General features: G+C 63.0%; 15 protein-coding genes. 2 read left to right on the top strand and 13 right to left on the bottom strand.

Annotated elements, in window-relative coordinates; genetic code table 11:
• Positions 1 to 110: 110 nt before the first annotated feature.
• From N7E70_RS09705 to N7E70_RS09645, 13 genes are all read right to left on the bottom strand, one after another.
• Positions 111 to 1,265, bottom strand: a complete 1,155-nt coding sequence (locus tag N7E70_RS09705) for an ABC transporter substrate-binding protein (protein WP_263006208.1) — start codon at positions 1,263 to 1,265, stop codon at positions 111 to 113.
• Positions 1,266 to 1,402: 137 nt separating this feature from the next.
• Positions 1,403 to 2,314 (bottom strand): LysR family transcriptional regulator, encoded by a 912-nt coding sequence (locus tag N7E70_RS09700; RefSeq protein ID WP_263006207.1) that lies wholly within the window; start codon positions 2,312 to 2,314, stop codon positions 1,403 to 1,405.
• Between the two features lie 423 nt (positions 2,315 to 2,737).
• Positions 2,738 to 3,802, bottom strand: a complete 1,065-nt coding sequence (locus tag N7E70_RS09695; RefSeq protein ID WP_263006206.1) for an ABC transporter ATP-binding protein — start codon at positions 3,800 to 3,802, stop codon at positions 2,738 to 2,740.
• 19 nt (positions 3,803 to 3,821) lie between these two features.
• The gene (locus N7E70_RS09690) at positions 3,822 to 4,613 is read right to left on the bottom strand and encodes an ABC transporter permease (RefSeq protein WP_067958235.1); all 792 of its coding nucleotides are present in this window, start codon (positions 4,611 to 4,613) and stop codon (positions 3,822 to 3,824) included.
• A complete protein-coding gene (locus N7E70_RS09685; protein ID WP_442866505.1) occupies positions 4,610 to 5,524 on the bottom strand; it encodes an ABC transporter permease in 915 nt (304 codons plus the stop codon). Before N7E70_RS09685 ends, N7E70_RS09690 begins: the two co-directional genes overlap by 4 nt.
• A gap of 63 nt (positions 5,525 to 5,587) precedes the next feature.
• Positions 5,588 to 6,694: an ABC transporter substrate-binding protein gene (locus N7E70_RS09680; protein WP_067958226.1), complete on the bottom strand. Its 1,107-nt coding sequence runs from the start codon at positions 6,692 to 6,694 to the stop codon at positions 5,588 to 5,590.
• Between the two features lie 238 nt (positions 6,695 to 6,932).
• The gene (locus tag N7E70_RS09675) at positions 6,933 to 8,105 is read right to left on the bottom strand and encodes an iron-containing alcohol dehydrogenase (RefSeq protein WP_263006205.1); all 1,173 of its coding nucleotides are present in this window, start codon (positions 8,103 to 8,105) and stop codon (positions 6,933 to 6,935) included.
• A 183-nt stretch (positions 8,106 to 8,288) separates the two neighbouring features.
• Positions 8,289 to 9,677, bottom strand: a complete 1,389-nt coding sequence (locus N7E70_RS09670) for an aldehyde dehydrogenase family protein (protein ID WP_263006204.1) — start codon at positions 9,675 to 9,677, stop codon at positions 8,289 to 8,291.
• A 74-nt stretch (positions 9,678 to 9,751) separates the two neighbouring features.
• Positions 9,752 to 11,122: a glutamine synthetase family protein gene (locus N7E70_RS09665; protein WP_263006203.1), complete on the bottom strand. Its 1,371-nt coding sequence runs from the start codon at positions 11,120 to 11,122 to the stop codon at positions 9,752 to 9,754.
• Between the two features lie 81 nt (positions 11,123 to 11,203).
• A complete protein-coding gene (locus tag N7E70_RS09660; protein WP_154386949.1) occupies positions 11,204 to 12,268 on the bottom strand; it encodes a TRAP transporter substrate-binding protein in 1,065 nt (354 codons plus the stop codon).
• A gap of 82 nt (positions 12,269 to 12,350) precedes the next feature.
• Positions 12,351 to 13,676, bottom strand: coding sequence for a TRAP transporter large permease (locus tag N7E70_RS09655; RefSeq protein ID WP_263006202.1), 1,326 nt, complete (start codon positions 13,674 to 13,676; stop codon positions 12,351 to 12,353).
• Positions 13,673 to 14,143, bottom strand: coding sequence for a TRAP transporter small permease subunit (locus tag N7E70_RS09650; protein ID WP_263006260.1), 471 nt, complete (start codon positions 14,141 to 14,143; stop codon positions 13,673 to 13,675). Before N7E70_RS09650 ends, N7E70_RS09655 begins: the two co-directional genes overlap by 4 nt.
• Before the next feature lie 68 nt (positions 14,144 to 14,211).
• On the bottom strand, positions 14,212 to 15,009 hold the full coding sequence (locus tag N7E70_RS09645) for an N-formylglutamate amidohydrolase (protein WP_263006201.1): 798 nt from the start codon (positions 15,007 to 15,009) through the stop codon (positions 14,212 to 14,214).
• Between the two features lie 142 nt (positions 15,010 to 15,151).
• Between N7E70_RS09645 and N7E70_RS09640 the strand changes: the two genes are divergently transcribed.
• Both N7E70_RS09640 and N7E70_RS09635 read left to right on the top strand, forming a co-directional pair.
• On the top strand, positions 15,152 to 15,994 hold the full coding sequence (locus tag N7E70_RS09640) for a MurR/RpiR family transcriptional regulator (RefSeq protein WP_442866504.1): 843 nt from the start codon (positions 15,152 to 15,154) through the stop codon (positions 15,992 to 15,994).
• Between the two features lie 228 nt (positions 15,995 to 16,222).
• Entirely contained in the window at positions 16,223 to 17,383 is a 1,161-nt protein-coding gene (locus N7E70_RS09635; protein WP_263006199.1) for an efflux RND transporter periplasmic adaptor subunit, read from the top strand.
• The last annotated feature ends 12 nt before the right edge of the window (positions 17,384 to 17,395 follow it).

Genomic DNA, 17,395 nt, shown 5'->3' with positions numbered 1-17,395 from the left:
CGCCATCAGGCGGTCGTTTAAGCTCGGTTGGTGCCTCCGCCCCCTCTCCCCGTAGGGAGAGGGTCGGCCGCAAGCGGCCTGGCGAGGGGGGCATCGTTTCGTTGCCGGCCTCAGCGGCCGCCGATCACGCCGATATAGTCTGACACCCAGCGATAATAGGGCACGCATTGGTCGTTCTGGCTGGCGCATTTCGACACCGGGGTCCGCCAGAACTTGATCTTGGCGAAGTCCTCGAAGCCGTTGGCCTTGCAGCCCGCATCGGTCAGCAGTTCGTTGCCCTTGCAAGCAGCCGGCACGACCGGGTTAGACCCAAACCACGCAGCAAGATCGCCCTGCAGCTTGGGGTTCAGCGAATGCTCGAGCCACATATAGGCGCAGTTCGGATTGGCGGCATCGACATGCATCATCGTCGTGTCGGCCCAGCCGGTGGCGCCTTCCTCCGGGATCGTCGAGCCGACGGGCTGCTTTTCCGAGCCAAGCAGGTTGACCTGGAATGGCCACGATCCCGAAGCCACGACGCCTTCGTTCTTGAAGTCGTCGACCTGGATCATGGCGTCGTGCCAGTAGCGGCCGACAAGCGTACGCTGGACGCGCAGCAGGTCGAGGGCCGCCTTGTACTGGTCCTCGTTGAGCTCGTAGGGATCCTTGATACCGAGGTCGGGCTTGTGGGCCATCAGGTAGTTGGCAGCGTCCGCGATGTGGATCGCGCCGTCATAGGCCTGGACGCGTCCCTTGTTGGGCTTGCCGTCGGGCAGGTCCATAGGCTCGAACACGACGTTCCAGCTCTTCGGCGCTTCCTTGAAGACGTTGGTGTTGTACATCAGCACGTTGGGCCCCCACTGATAGGGCACGCCGTAATGCTGGCCGTCGACGGTGAACCACGGCGCATCCTTGAGGCGCTCATCGATGGTTGACCAGCTCTTGACCAAATCGGTATTGATCGGCTGGACGCGCTTGCCGGCGACGAGGCGGAGCGAGGCGTCGCCCGAGGCGGTGACGAGGTCGAAGCCGCCTTCGTTCATCAGCGCCACCATTTCGTCTGACGTCGCCGCAGTCTTGACGTTGACCTTGCAGCCCGACGCCTTTTCGAACTCCGTCACCCAGTCGTAATTCTTGTCGGTCTCGCCGCGCTCGATATAGCCCGGCCAGGCGATGATGTTGACCTGGCCCTCGCCTTTGCCGATTTCCTTGACCTGCGCCACCGCCTGGCCGGAAAAGCTGCAGGCCAAGGCGATTGCCGTGCAGGATTTCAGAAATGCCTTCATCTCGATCCTCCCTGATGCAGGAACCGCTCTCCCATCGGCGGTGTTGCCCTGTAACGAAAGGTGCTGCGAAAGCGCAGGTTTCGCAAATTCATTCGAAAGAAGGGTGATATCGGTTTTTCCGATACCGAACGGATACGTCAGAGCTTTTGGCGGACGGTACGCTGGGCCTGTGCGATGCCGATGAAATCGCGCGCCGCAGCCGGCAGCGACGAGCCGCGCCGCCAGACCATGCCAACCTGCACCACCGGCAGCGAACCGGAGACGTCGCGGGACTCGATCCGGTCGCCTTCCAGCGACCAGGGCCGGTAGACGAGGTCGGGCAGCAGCGCCACGCCTGCCCCAGTCGCCACCAGCGAACGCACGGCCTCGACCGAGCGCGTGCGGAAGGCAACATGCGGCTTGGCGCCGATGGCCGACAGCAGCTTGCCGGTGTTTTCCTCGATTTCGTCGACCGACAGCATGATCAGCGGTTCGCTGGCGATGTCGCCGACGCCGATGATCTCGGCCGAGGCCAGGGGATGGCCGAGCGGCAGCCAGAGGCGATAGGCCGAGACCTCGAGGATTTCCGACTGCAGCGCCATGCGGTCGCGCAAATTGGAAGTGACCATGACGGCAAGGTCGAGCTTGCCGCCGACAAGCAGATGCTCGAGATAGTCGCCATTGTCCTCGATCGCCGAGATCTCGACAGCCGGATGCGCGCGGCGGTAGCGGGCGAGCAAGTCGGACAGCACATAGCCGGCGACCAGCGAGGTGACGCCGAGCTTTAGCTGGCCTGTGGCCGTCGCCTGCCCACCGAAGAAGGTGCGGCGCGCGTCTGAAACGTCGGCCAGGATCTTGGTGGCGTGGCGCAGGAACTGGTGGCCCTTATGGGTGATGTTGAGGCCGCGCGGATGGCGCTCGAACAGCTCGACGCCGAGGTCTGCCTCCAGCTCCTTGATCGCCTCGGTGACCGACGACTGCGAGATCGACAGGTTCTGCGCCGCGCGCGATATCGTGCCCTGCTCGGCAACGGCAACGAAGAACTGAAGCTGGCGAAGCGTGAAGGCCATGGCCGGAGTAGACAGGGCGGAAGGGGATTTGGAAAGGCCTGCGGTGGTGATGTCCCAGCCTTCTCCCCTTGTGGTGAAGGCAGGGGGAGGACGAGGGGGCGTAGACCCTCGTTCGTCGCCGGATGCGCCCATTCCGCGGCGTCGCATCGAGTCTCAGCGAAAAGCACGGAGGGACTGGCGACCTTGGCGATTGAGCGATGCGCCGATGAAGGCGTGATCTCCCTGCTTGGGGGAGATGGCCGGCAGGCCAGCGGGGGGCGAAGGATCGCGATTGGCCGGAGGCAGCATCGGCAAGCGTCCGATGTCTCGCCCAGGATTTCAAAAGACCGAGGAACCCGCCTGCTCTCAAACGCAGCGAAGCGGGGAAATCCCCGCCTCGTCGCAAAAGCTGATGTTTCGGCAGTTGCGGTTCGATGATGCCGCCTAATGCAGAACCAGCACGTCCCCCGAGGAAAAACTGATCTCGGTCTTTTCACCGACGACGGGCGGTGGCGTGGAGGAATTGTTGAAGGTGTCGAGCGAGACGACGTTCTGGCCGACACCGACGCGGACGCGGATGACGGAACCGAGGAAATGCACGTCGGCGATCTGTCCGGTGAGGCTGGAATCGTTGCCGGCCTTGCGGCCGAGCGAGATCGCTTCGGGACGCAGCGCCAGCGACAGCGTGTCGCCTGACTTGGAACCGTTGAGCTTGCCCTTCAGACCGATCTCTTCCGCGTTGATCTTGACCGTGCCGGAGGCGGCGTCGCTGATTGTGCCTTCAAGCACGTTGAGCGTGCCGACAAAGTTGGCGACGAACTTGGTCGACGGGCGGTTGTAGATCTCGAACGGCGTGCCGGTCTGGTCGGCGCGGCCCTCGTTCATCACCACGATGCGGTCGGACATCGACAGCGCCTCTTCCTGGTCGTGGGTGACGAAGATGGTGGTGATGCCTAGCTTCTTCTGGATCGAGCGGATTTCCTCGCGCAGCGAGATGCGCACCTTGGCGTCGAGCGCCGACAGCGGCTCGTCGAGCAGCAAGAGCTTGGGTTTGGGCGCCAGCGCGCGGGCAAGTGCTATGCGCTGCTGCTGGCCGCCGGAGAGCTGGTAGGGATAACGGTCGCCGAAGTCGGGCAGCTTGATGATGTTGAGCATCTCCTGGATGCGCGCCTGCGCTTCGGCCTTGGCCACGCCGGCGACCTTGAGGCCGAAGCCGATGTTCTGGGCAACCGTCAGATTGGGGAACAATGCATAGGCCTGGAACACCATGCCGATGTTGCGCTGGTTCGGCTTGAGGCCGGTGACGTCCTTGCCGCCGATCAGCACCTTGCCGGCGCTGGGCTCCTCGAAGCCGGCGACGATGCGCAGCATGGTGGTCTTGCCGCAGCCCGATGGCCCGAGGAACGAGACGAACTCGCCGGCACCGACGTCGAGGTTGAAGTCCTTGACCACGGCGACGTTGCCGAAGGATTTCTTGACGCTCTGGATGGAAAGGAAGGGATCGGCCATTGGCGTGTGCTCTTCTTGTTCAGTTCGGGCGGTTTGCCGACTTCGGCGCGAAACGGGCGAGAATCTGGATCACCGACATGCAGCCCCAGGTGATGGCAAAGGCGATGACCGCGAGTGCCGCCGGTTCATAGGCACGGTTGGCGCCGATGTTCTGCAGATAGGGACCGAAAGCCGGACGGTTGAGCAGGCTGGCCAGCGTGAACTCGCCGATGACGATGGCGAAGGTCAGGAAGGCGCCCGACAGAACGGCGATCAGCACGTTGGGCAGGATGACACGGGCGATGATGGTGGCCCAGCCGGCGCCGAGAATCTGGGCGGCTTCGGTCAGCGTGCGCACGTCGATGGTGCGCAGGCCGGTGTCGACGGCGCGGTACATATAGGGCAGCGCCAGCGTCGCATAACCTATGACCAGCAACGCGTCGGTGCCGCGCGCCGAGCCGAGGAACGGCAGCGGCGAGTTGGAGCCGTACATCCTGATGTAGCCGAAGACGATGACGATAGCCGGGATGACCAGCGGCAAGAGCGTGATGAACTCGACGATGGGCCGGAGGTGCGGCATGCGCAGCCTGATCCAGTAGGCCGTCGGCACGACGAGGAACACGCCGAGCAGGATGGTGAAGACGGCAACCGTCACCGAATAGCCGAAGGTTTCCTGGAAACGGCTGTCGCCGAGCACGACGCGATAGGCGTCGAAGGAGTATTCGCCGCGGCGCATGCGCAGCGAGAACTCGAAGGTGGCGATCAGCGGGATGAAGAAATAGGCGGCGCCGACGGCAAAGACGAGCCAAGCCCAGAAGCGGGAGGTCTTCATTTGAGCCACCTCTCCGAGCGGGTTCGGAACCAGATGTAGAAGATGTTGGCGAGGCCGGTAACGACGATCATGCCGAAGGCCAGCGCGTAGCCGAGATGCGGGTTGTGCAGCACGTCGCCGCGAATCTGGGCGTAGAGCTTGATCGGCACGATGTTGAGCGACGAGCCGGTGAAGGCATAGGCCGTGGCGATGGCGCCGAAAGAATTGGCAAACAGCAGGATGACCGTGCCGAGGAAGCTCGGCCACAGAACTGGGATGACGACCATGCGCCAGTACTGCCAGGTGGTGGCGCCGAGCGTGGCAGCCGCCTCGCCCCATTCGCGCTTCAACCCGTCGATCGCCGGCGTGATGATGACGATCATCAGCGGGATCTGGAAGAACAGGTAGACGATGATCAGGCCCCAGGACGTCAGCACGTTGAAGCCCAGCGCGTAGATATCGATGCCGATGCCGCGCAGGAGCACCGTGACAAGCCCAAGACGACCAAGTGTGGCGAGGAAGGCGAAGGCCAGCGGCACGCCGGCGAAATTGGAGGCGACGCCTGAGAAGGTCATCGTCGACGAGCGCACCCAGCTGGGCAGGCCGCCGCGCACGATGGCGATCGCCATCGCAAGGCCGATGAAGGCGCCGATGGTGGCCGACCAGAAGCTGATCTTGATCGACACCCAGTAGGCGTCGCGGATCGAAGCATCGAGGAACAGCTGGCGGATGTTGGCGAGCGTGTATTCACCCTGGTCGTTCTGGAAGGCGCCGATGACGAGATAGAGCGTCGGCAGGATCAGGAACATCAGGGCGAAGATGAAGAACGGCGCGACGCCGAGCCAATGGGTCGGCAAGCGGAAACCGCGGGTCGCATCCGGCGGAGCGGAGCGTGCGGCGATGGCCGGGTCGGATATGCTGGCTTGGGTCATCGGAGCGCCGTCTCGAGAGAAAATGCGGGCGGCCGCGAAGCCGCCCGCGATGGCAGAGATCAGTTACTGAACGTTGGCGCCGACAACGGCATCCCACTGCTTGGTGATCGCTTCCTTGCCCTTGGCCTGGTCTTCAAGCGTCGGGAACACGGCCTTTTCATAGGCAGCGGCCGGCGGCAGCTTGTCGAGCATTTCCTGCGGGATCTTGCCGTTCTTGGCGAGATCGTTGAAGCGGATCGGGTGGCAGTAGCCCTTCAGCCAGCCGAGCTGACCTTCGTCGGAATAGAGATACTCCATCCACAGCTTGGCAGCGTTCGGGTGCGGCGCATAAGCGCTGATCGCCTGGACGTAGACGCCAGCAACGACGCCCGAAGCCGGGACGATGACGTCGACCGGCGGGTTGCCGTTCAGCGTGTCGCGGCCCGCAAGGGCGTTGTAGTCCCAAGTGATCAGGATCGGGGTCTGGCCCTGGGCGAGGGTCGCCGACTTGCCGATGACCGGCACGAAGTTGCCCTTGGCGTTCAGTTCCTTGAAGAAGGCGAGGCCCTTCTCGGCGGCCGAGGCGGCGTCGGTGGCACCCGAGCCGAGACCGGCGGCATAGACGCCCTGGATCGCCTGATTGGACGCGCGCGGATCACCGGCAAGCGCAACCGAGTTCTTATACTCGTCCTTGAGCAGGTCGGCCCAGTCGGCCGGCGGGTTCTTGACAAGGTCCTTGTTCACTTCGAAGGACAGCACGCCGTAATAGTCGCCGTACCAGTAGCCTTCGGCGTCCTTGGCGGTGTCGGGGATCGAATCCCAGGTCGCGACCTTGTAGGGCTGGATCAGGCCGTCGGCCTTGGCCTGCGGACCGTAGGAGAGACCGACGTCGATGACGTCAGGCGCCTGCGGGCCCTTGTTGTCCTTGTTGGCCTTGATCGCCTCGATCTCGTCGCTGGAGCCCGCGTCGGGGTTCAGCTCGTTGACGGTGATCTCGGGGTACTTCTTCTTGAAGCCTTCGATGACGGCGCCATATCCGCACCAGTCATGCGGCAGCGCGATCGTGGTCAGCTGGCCCTCCGCCTTCGCGGCGGCTTCGAGTGCGGCCATATCCTGGGCCGACACAAAAGCCGTCGTCACCATCAGCGACGCCGCGCTTAGGGAAAGCACTTTCCCTGCAAACTTGAACATGTGTTCTCTCCGTTGAACTGACGCCATGAGACGCCTGCGATGCGGTAATGGCTTCATGTGACAGTCGCATGAAAGTTCCATGAAGCCTCCGCCCGCAGTGGAAAAAAGTTAACTACTTTTAATCGGTTGTCGCAATCGTCGCCGTTGTTTACCGGCTAATTAAATTCCGGATGTCCCCCAAGCCCTCCCCCTTTGTTTTGCCGACTATACAATTCGGGATCGTGTCCGAGCACTAGTCTCAAACCGTCCCTTCGATGGCGTTTTCAAGCAAGCCGAGCGCGGCCTTCTTGGTGAGCTTGACCGGGTTGCCGCCTGCGGTCGGGTCGACCACCGCCATGTCGGCGATCAGGGTCTTGCGCTTCTTGTCCATGTCGAGACCCTTGATCAGGCCCGGCAACGCATGCGGCACCTTGAGTTCCTTGCGCAGCTTGATCACCGCCTTGGCAAAACCGTCGAAGCCGCCCTTGATTCCGCAATAGGCCGACAGGCGGACGATCTTTTCCTCGATCGCGTCGCGGTTGAAGGCGAGCACATAAGGCATGAAGACGGCGTTGGTCATGCCGTGATGGGTGTCGTAGAGCGCGCCGATTGGATGCGACAGCGAGTGGATCGCGCCGAGGCCCTTCTGGAAGGCTGCGGCTCCCATGGCGGCAGCGCTCGTCATGTGGGCGCGGGCGGTGAGGTCCTTGCCGTTGGCGAAGGCCTTGGGCAGGTTCTCGAACACCAGGCGGATGCCCTCGACGGCGATGCCGTCGGCCATCGGATGGTAGCCCGGCGCGCAATAGGCCTCGAGGCAGTGGGCGAAGGCATCCATGCCGGTGCCGGCGGTGATGAAGGACGGCATGCCGACCGACAGCTCGGGGTCGGCGATGACGATCGCCGGCAAAAGCTTGGGATGGAAGATGACCTTCTTGGTGTGGGTCTCTTCATTGGTGATGACACCGGCGCGGCCAACCTCGGAGCCGGTGCCGGCGGTAGTCGGCACCGCGATGATCGGTGCGATGGCGTCGGAATTGGCGCGGGTCCACCAGTCGCCGACATCCTCGAAATCCCACACCGGCAGTGTCTGGCCGGCCTGGAAGGCGATCAGCTTGCCAAGGTCGAGCGCCGAGCCGCCGCCAAAGGCGATGACGCCGTCATGCTTGCCCTTCTTGAACACGGCGATGCCGGCGGTGAGGTTCGATTCGACCGGGTTCGGCTTGACGTCGGAGAAGACACCATAGGGCACCTTGGCGTCGTCGAGGATCTTCAGCGTCGATGCAACGACCGGCAGCTTGGCGAGGCCGGGATCGGTGACGAACAGCGGCTTCTTGATGCCGGTAGCGGCAAGCACGTCGGGCAGCTCGGAGATGCGGCCAGCGCCGAAGCGGACGGTGGTCGGGTAGTTCCACTTGGAAACGAGATTGGACATTTGGCTTGTCAGCTTTCCACGTTAGCAAAAGAGACCCCTCTCCGGCCCTGCGGGCCACCTCTCCCCAAAGGGGCGAGGAAACCAAGCTGGGCAAGCGCCAGCGTCGCAGCAGCCCTTCCTCGCCCCTTTGGGGAGAGGTGCCGAGCGCAGCGAGGCGGAGAGGGGTTGTTCATAAGATGAGACCTAGATCTTCTCGCGCAGGTGATAGGACTTCGGCCGGGTCAAATTGTCGTAACCGATCTGCGACAGCGCAGCGCCCTTACCGGTGTCCTTGACGCCGGTCCAGACGAGGGCCGGATCGAGATAGTCGCAGCGGTTCATGAACACGGTGCCGGTCTCGACGCGGTCGCCCACCGAGATGGCGTGCTCTGTGTCGGCGGTCCAGATCGAGGCGGTGAGGCCGTAGGGGCTGTCGTTCATCAGCGCGATCGCCTCCTCGTCGTTACGCACCTTCATGATGCCGACGATCGGGCCGAAGCTTTCCTCGCGCATCACCGACATCTGGTGGTCGACATTGGTCAGCACCTCGGCCGGCAAATAGGGCGAGCCTTCCTTGTCCTGGGCGTCCCTGGTGTTCATGTGGGCGACCGCGCCCTTGCGCAGAGCCTCGGCCTTCTGCTCACGGATGAAGTCGGCGAAGCGCGCCTGGGCCATCGGGCCCATGGTCGTTGCCTGCTCGAGCGGATTGCCGAGCACATAGCTCTTCGTCTCCGCGATGAAGCCCTCGACGAACTGGTCGTAGATCTTCTCGTGGACATAGACGCGCTCGATGCCGCAGCAGCACTGCCCCGAATTGAAGAACGCGCCCTCGACGAGATTGGCGACCGCGTGGTCGAGCTTGGCGTCGGGCAGCACATAGGCCGGATCCTTGCCGCCGAGCTCCAGGCCGAGCGTCATGAAGGTGCCAGCCGCCGCCTTCTCGATGGCCCGGCCGCCGGCGACCGAGCCGGTGAAGTTGACATGGTCGATCTTGCCCGAGCCGAGCAACTTCTCGGTCTGGGCGTGGTTGAGCACCAGGTTCTGGAAGACGTATTTCGGCAGGCCGGCGACTTCAAAGGCACGGGCGAAGCGCTCGCCGACGAGCAGCGTCTGGGCGGCATGCTTGAGGATGACTGTCGAGCCGGCGATCAGCGCGGGCACGATGGTGTTGACGGCGGTGAGGTAGGGATAGTTCCACGGCGCAATCACCATGACCACGCCGAGCGGGTCCTTCTTCACATAGCGGCGGAAGCCGTCCTTGGGGTTGGACGCAGGCACCGGCGCGAGCGCGCGCTCGGCAATCTCGACCATATACTGGGTGCGTTCCCTGACGCCGCCGAACTCGCCGCCATAACGGGTCGGCCGGCCCATCTGCCAGGCCAGTTCCGGCACGATCTCGTCGCTCATCGCAACCAGCGCCTCGAGCATCTTGAGCATGTAGGCGGCACGCTCGGCGACCGGCACGCGCGCCCAATCGGCCTGTGCTGCGCGGGCGCGTTCGACCGCAGCATTGATCGCCTGGTCGGAAGCGACCGGCCGCTCGACATAGATCGAGCCATCGATGGGGGATTTGAGTTTGACCGTCTCGGTCATGTTTTTTGTCCTTCCAAGTTCAACACCCTCCCCTGGCCGGCAGGCCAAAGGAGGGTCACGCAATGAGGGTGACTCTAGTACCGCTCGAAGCCTCTGTGCAGCTCCCAGTCGGTGATGCGGCGGTCGTATTCGAACTGTTCCCAGCGCGCGGTGTGGACGTAGTGATCGACGACCTCCTCGCCGAGCGCTTCCCTGAGCATCTTCGATGACGCCAGCGTCTCGGTGGCATCGCGCAAGGTCTTCGGGATTTCGGGCAGGCTGGCGGCCTGGTAGGCATCACCGAAGAATGGCTTCTGCAGTTCGAGCTTCTCGTCGATGCCGGCGAGGCCGGCTGCGATCAGCGCGGCAAAGGCGAGATAGGGGTTTAGGTCGGCGCCGCCGATGCGGCACTCCATGCGGATGCCCTTGGTGCCCTCGCCGCAGAGGCGGAAGCCGGCAGTGCGGTTGTCTTCGCTCCACATGATCTTGGTCGGCGCGAACGTGCCCGACTGGAAGCGCTTGTAGGAATTGATGTAGGGCGCCAGGAACCAGGTGAACTCCTTGGCATATTTGAGCTGGCCGGCCGACCATTGCTGGCCGAGCTTGGACAGGGTCCACTCCGCACCCTTGTCGTAGAACAGCGGCGTCTTGCCGTCGGCGCTCCACAGCGAATTGTGGATGTGGCTGGAGTTGCCGGCGAGGCCGTAATTGTATTTGGACATGAACGAGATCGCCTTGCCTTCGGAGGCCGCGATCTCCTTGGCACCGTTCTTCAGGATGACATGGCGGTCGGCCATCTCGAGAACTTCGGCGTAACGGACGTTGATCTCTTCCTGGCCCGGGCCCCACTCGCCCTTGGAATTCTCGATCGGAATGCCGGCGGCTTCCATCTCGTTGCGAAGCCGGCGCATGACGCCTTCTTCCTTGGTGGTGATGCCGATCAGATAGTCGCCGATATAGGGCGACGCGGTGTCGAGGTTCTGCCAGTGCTTGGCGCGGGCCGAATCGTAGGTTTCGGAAAACAGGTAGAATTCGAGCTCGGAGGCGAAATAGGCGAGATAGCCGCGCTCCTGCAGCCGCTTGACCTGCTTGCGCAGGATGCCACGCGGCGAGTGCGCAAGATCCTCATGGGTGTGGTGATCCTTGAGGTCGCAGAGCAGCAGCGCCGTCTTCTCGAGCCAGGGCACGTTGCGGATGGTGTTGAGGTCGGGCTTCATGACGAAGTCGCCATAACCTTTCGACCAGCTTGCCGCCTTGTAGCCGGGCACCGGCTCCATATCGATATCGTTGGCCAGCAGATAGTTGCAGCCATGGGTCTCGTCATAAGCGGATTCGACAAAATACTTGGCCAGAAACCGCTTGCCGATCAGACGGCCCTGCATGTCAACGGCGCAAGCGAGCACCGTGTCGATCTCGCCGGCGGCAACAGCCTCCTTCAGCTGATCGAATGTGAGATTTCCGGCCATTTACTGCTCCTGGACGTTTGAAACCTGCGTAGGGGCGGTCCGCCCGCACCCGCGGACGAACCTGTTTGCAAAGATGACTGCTCAGCCGTAACGGTAGGGCGGTCCGGCCTTGATCATCGAATCGTTGTACTTCTTGATGATCTCGACGACCTTGGCGCTCCGCGGGCTCTGGCCAGCGATCTCATCCCAGAACTTCGTCGCCTCGTCCTCGACCTGCTTCCATTCGGCGTCGGGGATGGTGGTCAGTTCAAGCTTTCCGGTGTTGCGGTAGTTCGCCTCGCCGGCCCAGTACCAATGCAGCCGGTAGTAGTGCGAACTGTCGATCGCCATGCGCAGAAGCTGCTGCAGATGTTCGGGGACGGCCTTCCATTTCTCGGTGTTGACGAAGTACGAGCCGGCCCAGGCGCCTGACAGCGGATTGGTCAAGAAGTACTTCAAGACGTCGGCCCAGCCCACCGTGTGCATCTCGGTGATGCCGCACCAGCAAACGCCATCCAGTTCGCCGGTCTGGATCGCCGGCTGAACGTCCTCGTACGGTAGCGACACCGGCACGACGCCGAATTTGGACAGGAACTGGCCACCGGTCGGGAAGGTGTAGACCCTGAGGCCCTTGAGGTCGGCCAGCGACTTGATCGGCTTGGTGGTGCCGAAGTTGCAAGGGTCCCACGAACCCGTGCTGAGCCAAGTGACATCCGGAATCTCGGCATAAGCCTCCTCCCAGACTTCCTTGAGCCCGTGCCAATGCCAGAGCGCCGGAACGTCGAGCGAGTAGCGCGAGGCGAGCGGGAAGTAGGCGCCAAACACCCTGACGTCGACGGGCGCTGCCGCCGAGTCGTCGTCGCTCTGGGCAAAGTCGATCGTCCCAGACTGGACCGCGCGGAACAGTTCGCCGTGCGGAACAAGCTGGTCAGCCGTGTAGAGCTCGATCTCCATCTCGCCATTGGCGGCCTTGTTGAACCAGTCTATCGAGTTCTTGACCACGTGCTCGGCCAATGCCGGCCCGGCGTAGGTCTGCATCCGCCACTTTATTGGGCTCTGCGCCTTCACATAGGGCGTGGCCAGCGCGGTGGCGCCAACAGCGCCCGCACTCGCCAGCACGGATTTCCGAAGAAACTCACGCTTGTTAAGGGTCTTCCTGTCGTCCATCTCACTTACTCCCATTGCTTGCTTAGTTCACATTCTGGATGCCAGTTCGTTCGGTGCCGCCTCCTCCCTTCCGTGCCAGCCCTCATCGGCCCGTGACCTGCGACGGCAGCCAGAGTGCTATCTGCGGAAAGACCATGATGAGTATCAGCGACAATACCATCAGCACGAAGAAAGGCACGATCGATCGGTAGATGTCGCCCAGCGTGATCTCCGGTGGCGCCATGGCCCGCATCAGGAACAGATTGTAGCCAAACGGCGGGGTGATGTAGGCGATCTGGCAGGTGATCGTGTAAAGTACGCCGAACCAGATCGGATTGAAGCCGAGGCTGATGACGAGCGGGATATAGAGCGGAGCGACGATCACCAGCATTGCGGTGTCGTCGAGGAACATGCCCATCACGACAAAGGACAGGAGCATCAGCACCAGAATTGTCCAGGGCTCGAAATCCCAGGTATCGACCAGGACTGTTTTGACGGCCTTCACCGCACCAAGCCCGTCATAGACGGAGCTGAAGCAAAGTGCGCCGAGGATGATCCACAAGAACATGCAGCTGATCGACAGCGTGTTGCGTGTCGATTCCTCGAAGACCTTGCGGTCGAGATTCCCTGACAGCCAGGCTGCCGCCATGGCGAGCGCCGCACCAACCGCCGAGCTTTCAACCAAACTGGTGGTTCCGGTCAGGAACAACCCCATCATGATGGCGAAGATGGCGATTGGCAGCAAGCCGGCACGCAGCAGCCCGAACTTTTCCGACCAGGTGATCTCTGCCCGCTCTTCCGCCGGCAGCGCAGGACCAATCTCCGGCTGGAAGTAACAGCGGATGGCGACATAGCCGGCGAAGATGACGGCCATCAGCAGGCCGGGGCCGACGCCCGCCAACCAGAGGTCGAGAACTGGCTGGCGCGCGATCATGGCAAACAGCACCAGCACGACGCTGGGCGGTATCAGGATGCCGAGCGAGGAGCCGGCCTGCACGACGCCTGTCACCATGACCTTGTCGTAGCCATGACGAAGCAGTTGCGGCAGCGCGATGGTCGCGCCAATTGCCATGCCGGCGACCGACAGGCCGTTCAGCGCCGCGATCAACACCATAAGTCCGATCGTGCCGAGCGCCAGCCCGCCTCGCACCGGTCCGAACCAGACGTGGAAGAGCCGATAGAGATTGCTCGCCATGCCCGACTCCGAGAGCATGTAGCCCATGAAAATGAAGAACGGCACGGTGATCAGAGGATACCAGTTGAGCACCTGAAAGGCGGCATTGAAGGGCATTTCGAACGAGCCCTGTCCCCACAGCCAAAGCGCCGCGGCCGAACCAACAAAGCCAATGACGCCGAACACGTGCTGCCCGGTAAACAGCAGCACCATCATCGTTCCGAACATGAAGAGGGTAATGAATTCCGAACTCATTCAATCGGCCTTCCACGCGCTGCAGCGACGTCCTTGAAGAAGTTGGCGATGCACTGCAGCAGCAGCATGAAGACGCCGAAGGTCATGATCACTTTGATTGGCCACAGCACAGGGGCCCAGGCTGAGTAGTTCTTCTGGCCGTAGACGATGGCGTAGTTCGTACTGGAGATGCCGCCTCCGAGGAGCACCGCAAGATAAAATATGACGAAAAGAATGGTGATCGCGTCGGTGACAGCCCGCTTCCGAGCGGCGAGCCTGCTGTAGAACAGGTCCATGCGTACGTGTCCGCCGAGTTGCATCGTATAGGCGCCGCCCAGAAGATAGTAGGCAGAAAGGGCGAACTGCGACATCTCGAGCGCCCAGTTGAAGGGCACACCAAGCAACAGCCGCGAAATCGTCGAGCCGAGCAGGATCGCACCCATCACGTAGAGCAGATACATTGCGCCACGGCCGATGCGATGGTTCATCGCATCGACGTACCGGACGAATAGAATTGCGGCATTCGGCAATGACTCGTTCTCCGTTCTGCCAGTTGTCAGGCGTTTGCCTGGTAGGGAGCGGCTTCGCCCGCCTCCGGTTCGAGCCCTTCAAAGATGCCCGTGAGCAGATCCGCCCATTTCCGCTGCCCCGCCTGCGCCGTAATTTCGTCGTTGCGGATTTCGATCATCGCGCATGGCAGTCCGCGCGACCTGCCGTGGTGTTCCAGGGTGAAATAGACGCGGTCGACCGGCGAATAGGGCTCGTTGACGCCGACAGTGATGCCGTCGAGCGTCTTGAGCGCGGCGATCAGCGGCGCGGCGAGCCGGGCGTCCTCGTCATGGATGATGCCAATGTGCCAGGGGCGCGAAACGCCCTTGTAGACCGGAGTGAAGGAATGGACAGACACCAGTCTCGTCTCCCGCCCTTCGCGGAGCCGCTCCGAAACGACCTCGTCGATCGCCTCGTGGAACGGACGCCAGGACAGCGCGATTCGGGCCTCGCGCTGAGAGGCGGTCAAAGCGGCGTTGCCGGGAATGGCTGTCGTCTCGCTGATCTCCGGGATCAAATCATGAGCGGCGAGCGGCCGGTTACAGTCGACGGCAAGGCGCGACACGCAGGATTCGACAAGCGTGGCGTCGAGGCCCTCGGCCATGCGTTGCGACACCGGCAAGGCGCCCGGATCCCAGGCGATGTGGCGCAGCATCTCGGACTGATCGAGACCGAGCGTGCCGTAGCTTGCGGGCAGATGATTGGAGGCGTGGTCGCACAGGATGACAAACGGGCTGCGCCCGGCCCGGTTCGTCACTCGGACGGCATTCGTCATTGCACGCGCAGCGGCCTGGCCCGTTCCCATTCAGTCATCCCCGGGGCCGTATCGTATGTTACGTATTTTTGTTCATTGCGCCCCTGTGGATGATTTCATACACATTAGGAGGGTTTGTCAAATGTCATTTCGGGCCTGAGCCGGACTGTGCGCTGGGCCAGAGCAGCGACTGATGCAGCAGGGGATGCGGATGGTTTCGAGCGTTGCCGAACAGATCACCGAAAAGATCGACACCATGCCGGCAGGCGAGCGCCGGGCGGCGCAGACGCTGATCGCCGCCTATCCGCTGATCGGGCTGAAGACAGTGGCCGAGTTCTCGCAGCAGGCGGGTGTGTCCTCGCCGACGATCCTGCGTTTCGTGGCGAGGCTCGGTTTCCAGAACTACCCCGAATTCCAGTCGGCGCTGCAGGACGAACTGGCAGCGCAATTGCAATCGCCAGCTTCGCGCACGACGACGTCATCGCCCCTACCCGCCTCGACCGCGCCCATACTCGAAGCGGTGCTCGAAAACATCCGCGAGACGTTCCGGCACATTTCCGACCGGCAGCTCGCCGACATTGTCGCCCAGCTAGCCGGCCCGAAGGGGCACGTCTATCTCGTCGGCGGCCGCTTCACCGACCCGCTGGCGCGCTACATGGCCGCCCACCTCAATCTGATTCGGCCTGACGTGACCCATCTCGTCGGCCAGGAAAGCCTGTGGCGCGACAAGCTGATCGACATGGGCAAGCGCGACACGCTGCTGATCTTCGATATCAGGCGCTATCAGGACAGCCTGATCCGCTTTGCCGAGAAGGCCCATGCCAGGGGCGCCACCATCATCCTGTTCACCGACCAGTGGCTCTCTCCGATCGCGCGCTTCGCTCGCCACGTGATCGCAGGGCGCACGGCGGTGCCGTCGGCGTGGGATTCGTCATCGGCGCTGTTCGTCGCCGCCGAAACGGTTATCGGCGCGCTGACCAGCAAGCTCGAAACGGAAGCGGCAAGACGCATCCGCGCGATCGAGGACTTGCGCTGAGCGCGTGGTAAATCCTGCAAATATTACGCAGATTTAATGTGCCAGACAGCCAGATTTGCCCTAAGCCTCGGCTGACGAACTAGGCTATACTGGCGCGCCCCGATGGGCTTGCGCCCGGTTGCCGACGAACGATCCCTTGGCAAGGTGCGGCAACAGTGCAGTGCTTTGCCAGCGATGAGACGCCACGTGTTCCCGAGTGGAACGAATACGCAGCAGACCGGAGTACGCATGGCCGCCTGGAAGCAGATTGTCTTGGCACTTGTCATTGTACTTGCGGCAGCCGCCGGATGGGTGCTGCTGGTGCCGAGTTCGCGCACGGTCCTTGCCAGCTGGGGCATCGACTGGGCCCAGGCCAAGACCGAACAGCCACAGGCGGCAGCGCGCAACGGCAGCGGCGGCAACCGCCAGGGCGGCAATCGTGGCGGCCTGCCGCAGACACCTGTCGTGACGCAGACGGTGGCGTCAGGCACGATCAACGACCGCCTGTCGGCGATCGGCACCGGGCGGGCACTCAACTCGGTTGTCATCACCCCTTACGCATCGGGGCGGCTGACTGAAATCTCGGTCGCAGCCGGCGAGAAAGTCACAGCGGGCACGGTGATTGCCCGGCTCGATTCCGATTCGGAAGAGATCGCGCTCGAACGCGCCCGCATCGCCCAGGGCGACGCCGAGGCATCGCTGGAACGCATCAAGGCGCTGCGCGCCACCAACACGGCAACCACCGTGCAGCTCAAGGAAGCCGAACTCGCCGTCGAGAATGCGCGTCTGGCCGTGCGCGACGCAGCGTTGGCGCTCAACCGCCGCACCATCACCGCGCCCATTGCCGGCATCGTCGGCATCCTGCCTGTCGAGGCCGGCAACTACGTTACCAGCCAGACCACCATCGCCACCATCGACGACCGTTCCAGGATCATCGTCGACATCTGGGTGCCGGAGCGCTTCACCGGGCTGATTTCGGTCGGCGCGCCTTTGAGCGCAAGCTCGGTCGCGCGCCCCGGCCGGGTGTTCGAAGGCCAGGTCAGTGCCGTCGACAATCGCCTCGATGAACAGAGCCGCACGCTGCGCATCCAGGCGCGGATCGACAATGACGACGACGCACTGCGCGCTGGCATGTCGTTCCAGGTCGCGATGCAGTTTCCCGGCGACACCTACCCCTCGGTCGACCCATTGGCGATCCAGTGGGGTGGCGACGGCGCCTTCGTCTGGGCGCTCGACAACGGCAAGGCCAAGCGCGTGCCGGTGCGTATCATCCAGCGCAACACCGACAGCGTGCTGGTGCAGGCGGCGCTGACATCAGGCGACAAGGTGGTGACCGAGGGCATCCATACGGTGCGCGAAGGCGCCGAGTTGCTGATTGCCGGCCGCGAGGCCGGCGGCAGCGGCTCCTGAGCGGGAGCGCCG

It is taken from the genome of Aminobacter sp. NyZ550 (assembly GCF_025628925.2).
Taxonomy (GTDB): Bacteria; Pseudomonadota; Alphaproteobacteria; order Rhizobiales; family Rhizobiaceae; genus Aminobacter; species Aminobacter ciceronei.
Note: the sequence above shows the minus strand (reverse complement) of the source record. Positions and strands in the feature narration are given on the sequence as shown.